The organism is Lachnoclostridium phocaeense, from assembly GCF_959599685.1.
Taxonomy (GTDB): Bacteria; Bacillota; Clostridia; order Lachnospirales; family Lachnospiraceae; genus Claveliimonas; species Claveliimonas monacensis.
Genome location: NZ_CAUGIN010000036.1, coordinates 22553 through 29405 on the forward strand (window position 1 = coordinate 22553; position 6853 = coordinate 29405).

The window sequence follows — 6853 nt, forward strand, 5'->3', positions numbered from 1 at the left end:
ATAAAAATATCTGTATTACAAAAGACAGGAGGAGAGCGTTTTGGATATTCGCGTGTTGGAATATTTTCTGGCAGTTGCCCGGGAGGGCAGCATATCAAAGGCTGCGGAGTCCCTCTGCATGACCCAGCCGCCGCTCTCCCGGCAGCTGAAAGACCTGGAAAGGGAGCTTGGCAAGCAGCTTCTCATCCGGGGGAGCAAAAAAATCACCCTCACGGAGGAGGGCATACTTCTAAGGAAACGTGCAGAAGAACTGATAGAATTGATGGAGAAAACAAAGAATGAGATCTCCTTGTCTGATGAACACGTAAACGGAACGGTCTGTATTGGAAGCGGAGAGACAGACGCCATCTCCCTTCTGGCCCGGGCTGCCAGGGATCTGCAGCAGAGATGGCCGGATATCTCCTACTCCATCTACAGCGGAGACGCCGCCCATGTCACCGAGAAACTGGATAACGGTCTCATCGACTTTGGCCTGCTCATAGAGCCTGTAGACATCTCCAAATATGATTATATACGGCTCCCTGTCAAAGACACCTGGGGTGTACTCATGCGCAAAGACTGCCCACTTGCGGCCAAAGAGTATGTAACTGCTGAGGATCTGTGGGACCTTCCACTGATCGTCTCCCACCAGATCCGCGGCAGCAGCGAGCTGTCCGCCTGGTTTAAAAAAGATTTTTCCAGGCTAAAGATTACCACCGCCTACGAGCTGATCTACAATGCCTCCCACTTTGTAAAGGCGGGTGTGGGGTACGCTATCACTCTGGACCGGCTGATCAATACCTCCGGAGACAGCCAGCTGTGCTTCCGTCCCCTGTATCCCACCATGGAGGCCGGGCTTTGTCTGGTGTGGAAAAAGCACCAGGTCTTCTCCCGCCCGGCAGGGCTTTTCCTCGAAAAAGTCAGAGAGATGGTGCTTCCGCCGCATCTGCCATCTTGATCTGCCCCAGCACCTCCCCGATATCTCCGTCGATGCAGACAGACTGCTCCGCGATCTCTGCGGGCGCCGCTGCTTCCCCGCAGTTAATGCAGGCATATACAGCCTCCGGGTTCTGGCGGGTCATCTTCCAGAAAGGATACTTGATGATGACCGGAGTATTGTACCCCACCCCCAGCTCCAGATAGAGGATGCGCATCCCCCTGTGGTCTTTCTGGAACTGACTGTATCTTTCTGCCGCCCGGTACCAGCCTTCATCCTGTACAAAGCTGTCATCTGCACGCAGGTTCATAGTCATAGGCTTACCGCAGTGCGGACAGCGGGGAACCAGTTCCGAGGGAATACGCATGTCTTTCTGGCGCTCCATCATCTCCCGGATCACGCTCTCATTGTCCCAGGTCTTTTGGCAGCAAGGCTCCATGCACTGGAAGAGCCCGTAATCTCCCTGGGTGTAGAACAGCCTCTTTTTGTCAAATCCCGCCTTCTGAAAGCAATGATCCACATTAGTAGTGAGGACAAAATACTCCTTCTCCCTCACAAGATCCAGCAGCTCCTCATACACCGGTCTGGGGACGTCTGTATACCGGTTGATCCAGATGTAGCGGCTCCAGTAGGCCCAGTACTCTTCCAGTGTATCGTAGGGATAAAACCCACCGGAATACATGTCATGGAAACCATATTTCTTTTTAAAGTCACGAAAATATTTCTCAAACCGTTCTCCGCTGTAGGTAAAACCAGCGGAGGCGGAGAGTCCAGCCCCTGCGCCGATGACTACTGCATCCGCCCTGTCAAGGGCTTCCCACAGCCGCCGGATCTTCTGCTGGCGGGTCTCCTCTGGTTTCTGTGTCCATTTTCCTGCAAACACAAACATCTGCCTCCTCTTTCCGCTGCGTTCTCCCATTCCGGGAGGAAACGAACGCACTCATATGATATCCTGATTGTAACACAAGTGATTACATGAAAAAAGTGCGCACTTTTTTGTTACATGGTTACCTGAAAGTGACTTAGGACGTTCCTTCTTTCCTGTTGCGCGATCCAGCATATTACACTATAATTTAGATGTAATATTCGATTTTAAACTATTGAAGACAGTTGAGGTGATCTGCATGAAGACAAAAGAAGAAATGCCGGCCTGCCCGGTAGCTACCACAGTCCAGCTCATCGGGAGCAAATGGAAGCTGTTGATCCTCAGAAATCTCTTTATGCGCCCCTGGCGCTTCAATGAGCTGCGAAAGGATCTGGAGGGTATTAGTCAGAAGGTGCTGACCGACAGCCTCCGGGCCCTGGAGGAGGACGGGATCATCACCCGCACCGTCTACCCGGAGGTGCCACCCAGAGTAGAATATGCCCTATCTCCCCTGGGGCAGTCCATGAAACCTATCCTGGATGCCATGGAAGAGTGGGGGACGGAATACAAAAAGAAGCTGCTGTGATATGCAGCTTCTTTTTGTATTCTCTCTCATACGGGAAGGATTTCTGCTTTTTACTGTTTGATTCCATACCGCATCCACAGTGCGCCCTTTTCCAACACCTGGACCTGCTTCAGTGCAAACTCCACGGGCACTGACGCAGTAAGGAGCGGCGACCGCTCAAACACAGTCACAGTCTCACTCTCCCCGTCTGCAGCCGGAGCCAACACAAGGCTCAGCTCATCTGCCGCCCCCTGCTGTACAAAAGTCCAGTTGATAGTCCCGCCGCCACAGACAAGGATCGCCTCAATGCCCCAGTATTCTCCCAGCTTCCGCACTGCCTCCCGGCAGTCCAGGCTGTCCTTTCCGGCAAGGATGTAGGACACGCCCCGCTCTCGCAAATAAGAGCGGTACTGCAGGGGTGTCTTTTCTGTCAGCACTTCAATGACATGTGCGTCCGGACGCCCCTCCTTTCGGAATGTTCCGTCTTGCCAGCCGATAATCCCTTCTGTATCTACGGATACAAAGTAGAATTTTTCCGGCGCCTCCGCTATGAAATCGCCATCCGGGACATTTCCTGCCCGCTCCTTCAGTACAGCTTTACTGCCTCCGATGAACTCTCTGGTGGTGGAGGTTCCGTACAGCCAGGCTCGGGCGTGAAGTCCGCTTCTGATATCCGCATACTGTTCCGAGGCCTCTGCCGCTGACTCAGTCCTCATAAACGTGCCTGTGATTTTACCGTCCAGGGCGCTCAGAATATGGCAGATCACATAGGGGCGTCCCTGTTTCCCCGCTTTCTGATCCTCTAAAAATCCGTCTGCTGTCCATATCTTTTCCATTTTTCCAGCTCTTGCTTGTGCAGAAAAGAAAAGCCCTCCTCTCCTCCATCGAGGAGCTGAAGGGCTGTGTGGACTACATTGACTGGAAGCAGGAGTTCTATGACGATGTGCTCTCCGGAAAGCGCCCTTACGTCAGCAACCTGATCCCGGTGGAAGAGTGATCTTCTTTTTATAGTTTTGCTCTTTACATGAATGCCATGGCCACGGTTCCGGCCGTCAGAAGGAGCAGTCCCGCCAGCGCCCGGCGGCTTAACTTTTCCCCAAAGACAAAATAGGAAAATGCTGCCGTGACAACCACACTCAGCTTGTCTATGGGCGCCACAATGCTGGCCGGCCCCTCCTGGAGAGCACGGTAATAGCAGAGCCAGGAGGCTCCTGTTGCTGCTCCCGAGAGGATGAGAAAGACAAAAGTCCTCCCGCTGACGTCCCGCATCTGATCTGCCGATCCGGCAGCCAGGACGATAACCCACGAGAAGACCAGTATGACCATCGTGCGCACAGCCGTAGCCACGGTGGAATTTGTTTTCCGTATCCCGCACTTTGCCAGAACGGATGTAACCCCGGCAAAGAACGCGGAGCCCGCCGCATATAAAAGCCACATCTTTACCCCTTCTTTCTTCCAGAAACCTTAACCCCTGTCAATTCAGCAGTTTACTTCCTTTCTCGCAGATCTCGTAGATCTCATCGTATTTTTCTTCAATCAGAGGCGTAATCTTCTCCGTCTGCCTTCTCACACCTCTCCTGTACAGAAACCAGGGCGCGATCCAGCCGGCAAAGCCGGGGATGGCCAGTATGATGGTAAGAATGACTTGAGGCACAGGCGCTGTCACCGCAAATGTCGCTCCCGCCATAAACGCAGTTCCGATGATCCCTGTCGTCACCGCGATGGCGGAAGGTCCGGCAGTCTTTTCCTTCTCCAGGTGGGCGATCTCCGCCACGCAGGCCTCAAAGTTCCGCTGGAGCCTGGTCAGCTCTGTCTTGTTGATGATCTTTCTGTCTCTCTTCAGCCGGAGCAGCACTTTCCTGTGCCCTCCTTTTCCTGCCCTCTCAGGATATTTTTCCAGTGTGCAGGGCATAACATTTTCGTCCGGCTCCCAGCCGAAGTTCCCATACCCGTCCATGAGAAAGGATAGCTGTCCCTGATCCGCTGTCACCTCTTTATACTCATACCCTATAAAGCCTCTTCTTTTTCCCTCACTCAAAGCTCTGTCACCTCCGGTCTGTCTTCTTTGTCACCGGGCAGGGGAAGCCGCACAGTAAAAGTACTCCCCTCCCCTTGTCTGCTCTCCACATGGATATCTCCGTTCATGAGAACAAGGACTCTCTTCACAAGGGCAAGGCCCAGGCCGTTTCCCTCCCCGGAATGGGAAGTATCCCCCTGGTAAAACTTATCAAAAATGTGCCGGACACTCTCACTGCTCATACCGCAGCCAGTATCCGTCACCGACACCTCCACATACTCTTCTGTCGTTCTCTGGCGCACTTTCACGCTGCCGCCTGGTTCTGTGAATTTCACTGCATTAGAGAGCAGGTTGTTCCACACAAGCTCCATCAGACTTCTGTCTGCCTGCACCGGCGCCCGCTCTTCCATGTCCACTTCCAGATCCAGCTCCTTTTCATCCCACATCTCCTCATACTGAAGGATGCAGTCCTCCAGCTGGGCGCAAAGGTCATACTGTTCTATCTCCGGGTCGATCCTCTGGTTCTCCAGCTTGTTCAGACGGAGAATATTGCTGATCAGATCCGACAGCCTCACGGCCGCCTCCTCGATCCCCCGGGCATACTCCATCTGTTCTTCCCTGGTACCTTTTCCTGTCTGCAGAAGTTCCGCATAATTTTTAATGACAGCAATGGGCGTCTTCATCTCGTGGGAGACATTGGACACAAAATCCGTCTTCAGTGTCTCCACGCTCCCCAGCTCCTCCACCATCTTATTGAAGTCCAGGATCATCACATCCAGATAATCCAGCCGGGCGGACGTGTGAACTGTGGGCACATAGACGGAGAAATCTCCTCCCGCCACCTGCTCCGTAGCCCTGGCCAGCCGGTGAAGCGGCTCCTCGTATGTATTCCGGATCTTTTTTCTCGTAAACAGGGTCAAGCCGCCCGCCACAACGCTCCAGTAGGCCATAGGGACAAGCGTCTGAACCAGTTCGCTCCAGTTCAGCCGGTTCATCAGCACCACCAGTCCTACATGGATCCCGGACATGAGAAAAAGCACTCCCAGAAATATACCAAAAAGCGAGATGGGAAAAAGACTGTCCTTTATCATGCGCTCTCCGTCTCTTCCATCCCGTCTGCCTGTTCTTTTCTCCCTCTCCATACTCATTGCAGCACCGCCTTATATCCCAGCCCCCGCACCGTGACGATCTTGAAACCATCGCAGTCGGAAAGCTTGGCTCTGAGCTTTGTCATGTACACATCCACGGCCCGGAGACTTGTATCGCTGTCCACGTCCCAGAATTCATCCATAAGCTGGGCACGGGAAAATGTCTTCTTCGGATAAGATAAAAGTTTGTAGATGATGTTGAACTCCCGGGTCGTAAGGGAGATCTCCTCCCCGTCCACCTCGGCGCTCATGCCGTCCGCATCCAGCGTAAGGTTTCCTACCGTGATCTTCCTCTCCATATCAATATTGGCCCGACGCAGAAGCGCCCGGACCCGCAGCACAAGTTCGTCCAGGTCCACAGGCTTTACCATGTAGTCATCGATCCCCAGCTGAAACCCTTTCTGTTTGGAGGGCAGATCATCCCTAGCGGACATAAAGAGAATGGGGATCCTTTTATTCACCCTGCGCACGGTCCGGGCAAACTCAAACCCGTCAATGCCAGGCATCATGATGTCCGAGACGATCAGATCGTAGAGCTGGCTGTACATCTCCTCGTACGCCTCCTCCGCCCCCAGGCATCCTTTCGCTTCAAATCCGCTGTCTTTTAAATAGGTGCAGACGATCCGGTTCAGCCTCTCGTCATCCTCCACCACAAGAATGTGTATCATCTTCTCAGCCCTCCGTTTTTTTCATGCTCTCAGTATACTACCAAAATGTTTATGTTTTGTTTCTGAATTATTAAAAGATGGTGTGCTACCCGTCAAGAGGACAATGAAAAATGATAAATTTTTCTCTGTCAGCCGATAACCGGCTGGCGGTATTTTTATGCTACCTGTAGTGTAAGTTCATGAAATGCCATTGGTGTCATTATATGTAATTTACGTTGCAAACGTCGATTGTTATAGTATTCAATATAGTTCTGGATGCTTTGGATTAATTCTTCTCTTGATGTAAAGCATTTCCCATAATACATCTCGCGTTTTAAGATTCCCCAGAATCCTTCCATTGGACCATTGTCTATACAGTGTGCGACTCTGGACATACTTTGTTTCATATGGTGCTTCTTCAGACGAAGATAGAAAGCCTGGCTGGTATATTGGAATCCTCGGTCCGAATGAAAAAGCGGATGCGCATCTGGCTCTATCTTTACCGCCTGATCAAAGGTATCCATAACAAGTGCATTATCATTATGATTACTGATCTTATATGAAACAATCCTGCGGTCACACAAATCCAGGATCGCACTTAAATAAACTTTGTGCACTTCTATCCCCACATAATATTTGAACTCCGATTTTACGGCAGATTCTCAGGATTCTCTTATCATTGACAGGAATTCCAT

At 51.9% G+C, this 6853-nt stretch carries 10 protein-coding genes; 3 read left to right on the forward strand and 7 right to left on the reverse strand.

Translation table 11 applies throughout. The features are described from left to right. Nucleotides 1–40 precede the first annotated feature (40 nt). Nucleotides 41–937, forward strand: a complete 897-nt coding sequence (locus tag Q5911_RS13165; protein ID WP_303183442.1) for a LysR family transcriptional regulator — start codon at nucleotides 41–43, stop codon at nucleotides 935–937. Here the strand turns inward: Q5911_RS13165 and Q5911_RS13170 are convergent. Further along, entirely contained in the window at nucleotides 900–1805 is a 906-nt protein-coding gene (locus Q5911_RS13170; RefSeq protein WP_442913488.1) for an SIR2 family NAD-dependent protein deacylase, read from the reverse strand. The two genes, Q5911_RS13165 and Q5911_RS13170, sit on opposite strands and share 38 nt — an antisense overlap. 235 nt (nucleotides 1806–2040) lie before the next feature. Here Q5911_RS13170 and Q5911_RS13175 point away from each other — a divergent pair, with 235 nt between their 5' ends. Next, a complete protein-coding gene (locus Q5911_RS13175) occupies nucleotides 2041–2367 on the forward strand; it encodes a winged helix-turn-helix transcriptional regulator (protein WP_076778476.1) in 327 nt (108 codons plus the stop codon). 50 nt (nucleotides 2368–2417) lie between these two features. On the opposite strand, the gene Q5911_RS13180 is transcribed toward Q5911_RS13175, so the two are convergent. Continuing rightward, nucleotides 2418–3182, reverse strand: a complete 765-nt coding sequence (locus tag Q5911_RS13180) for a dihydrofolate reductase family protein (protein WP_303183446.1) — start codon at nucleotides 3180–3182, stop codon at nucleotides 2418–2420. Between the two features lie 17 nt (nucleotides 3183–3199). Here Q5911_RS13180 and Q5911_RS13185 point away from each other — a divergent pair, with 17 nt between their 5' ends. After that, on the forward strand, nucleotides 3200–3343 hold the full coding sequence (locus Q5911_RS13185; RefSeq protein ID WP_157888436.1) for a hypothetical protein: 144 nt from the start codon (nucleotides 3200–3202) through the stop codon (nucleotides 3341–3343). A gap of 23 nt (nucleotides 3344–3366) precedes the next feature. On the opposite strand, the gene Q5911_RS13190 is transcribed toward Q5911_RS13185, so the two are convergent. From Q5911_RS13190 to Q5911_RS13210, 5 genes are all read right to left on the reverse strand, one after another. After that, nucleotides 3367–3783, reverse strand: coding sequence for an EamA family transporter (locus Q5911_RS13190; RefSeq protein ID WP_303183449.1), 417 nt, complete (start codon nucleotides 3781–3783; stop codon nucleotides 3367–3369). A gap of 37 nt (nucleotides 3784–3820) precedes the next feature. After that, nucleotides 3821–4384, reverse strand: coding sequence for a hypothetical protein (locus Q5911_RS13195; RefSeq protein WP_076778482.1), 564 nt, complete (start codon nucleotides 4382–4384; stop codon nucleotides 3821–3823). Further along, the gene (locus tag Q5911_RS13200; RefSeq protein WP_442913489.1) at nucleotides 4381–5505 is read right to left on the reverse strand and encodes a HAMP domain-containing sensor histidine kinase; all 1125 of its coding nucleotides are present in this window, start codon (nucleotides 5503–5505) and stop codon (nucleotides 4381–4383) included. The genes Q5911_RS13195 and Q5911_RS13200 overlap by 4 nt, the downstream gene beginning before the upstream one ends. A gap of 2 nt (nucleotides 5506–5507) precedes the next feature. Further along, on the reverse strand, nucleotides 5508–6179 hold the full coding sequence (locus tag Q5911_RS13205; protein ID WP_303183453.1) for a response regulator transcription factor: 672 nt from the start codon (nucleotides 6177–6179) through the stop codon (nucleotides 5508–5510). Nucleotides 6180–6334: 155 nt separating this feature from the next. Continuing rightward, nucleotides 6335–6787, reverse strand: coding sequence for an IS3 family transposase (locus tag Q5911_RS13210; protein ID WP_303183455.1), 453 nt, complete (start codon nucleotides 6785–6787; stop codon nucleotides 6335–6337). Nucleotides 6788–6853: the final 66 nt, after the last annotated feature.

Coding starts and splice junctions, on each gene's coding strand:
- Q5911_RS13190 (WP_303183449.1), bottom strand. CDS start 3,783: ATGTGGCTTTTATATGCGGCGGGCTCCGCGTTCTTTGCCGGGGTTACA.
- Q5911_RS13175 (WP_076778476.1), top strand. CDS start 2,041: ATGAAGACAAAAGAAGAAATGCCGGCCTGCCCGGTAGCTACCACAGTC.
- Q5911_RS13170 (WP_442913488.1), bottom strand. CDS start 1,805: ATGTTTGTGTTTGCAGGAAAATGGACACAGAAACCAGAGGAGACCCGC.
- Q5911_RS13205 (WP_303183453.1), bottom strand. CDS start 6,179: ATGATACACATTCTTGTGGTGGAGGATGACGAGAGGCTGAACCGGATC.
- Q5911_RS13180 (WP_303183446.1), bottom strand. CDS start 3,182: ATGGAAAAGATATGGACAGCAGACGGATTTTTAGAGGATCAGAAAGCG.
- Q5911_RS13200 (WP_442913489.1), bottom strand. CDS start 5,505: ATGGAGAGGGAGAAAAGAACAGGCAGACGGGATGGAAGAGACGGAGAG.